This is a genomic window from Myroides sp. C1519, from assembly GCF_038039755.1.
Taxonomy (GTDB): Bacteria; Bacteroidota; Bacteroidia; order Flavobacteriales; family Flavobacteriaceae; genus Flavobacterium; species Flavobacterium phaeum_A.
Window position 1 is genome coordinate 1 of the sequence record NZ_JBBPHM010000050.1, and the last position, 932, is coordinate 932.

A 932-nucleotide genomic window follows, 5' to 3' on the forward strand; every position below is an offset into this window, starting at 1 on the left:
AAATTTGCGGAGACGTTAACAGGTTTAAGTCAAGGTAGAGATGCTAAGAATTATATAGAGTATAGCTACACAGATGAGACAGGCAAGGCGGCGTCTACAAAAATTACTGTTACACAAGATGTAATCAATACGTTTCCTGAGATTATCAAAGATTCAGAAGTAATCCGCGAGATAGAAAAGATTATCACAGACAAGCGATCAGATATTTCTATTGTCAAAGAAGGAGATAACTATAAGATTACTTATGTTACAGAAAATGGAACAGAGACAATCGACTTAGGAGAGTTTGTTAAAGACAATCAGAAGTACACATCTGTAACAGCCGTTTCTAAAACAGCTACTACAGGAAAAGGATTGACTATTGACACTAAAGAAGCAGGTAAAGATGTAGTTACTTTCACAGAGACAGTAACCACTGCGAATCGTTTTGTCAAAGGAGCTATTGCCAATGTAACAGATGCAGATGCTAAGTTTACGTACTACAAGTATATAGACGAGTTGGGAACAGAGCGATTTATAACAGTATCACAAGATGTTAGTAATGACTTTGAGACAATCATCAATGATAACAAAACAATCTTAGAGGAGTTCATAACTAATACAACAGGTGATGTTAAGGTAATAGAGAAAGAGGGCGATATTATTTTTGTGGTGAAAGAAGGAGATAGTGTTAAAGAGATCAATATTACAGAGATAATCAAGGAAAATACGTTTGTAGCGAGTTTAGCAAATGAAACAGTAAATGAATCAGGAGTTAAAGCAGGTTTTACCTTTAACAATGGAAAAGATACAGAGAATGTAAAATTTGCGGAGACGTTAACAGGTTTAAGTCAAGGTAGAGATGCTAAGAATTATATAGAGTATAGCTACACAGATGAGACAGGCAAGGCGGCGTCTACAAAAATTACTGTTACACAAGATGTAATCAATAC

The 932-nt window shown here is 35.3% G+C and carries 1 pseudogene; it reads left to right on the plus strand.

Annotated features, from left to right (window positions below):
• A pseudogene (locus AABL81_RS13510) lies at positions 1–932 on the plus strand (hypothetical protein); the annotation flags it as partial.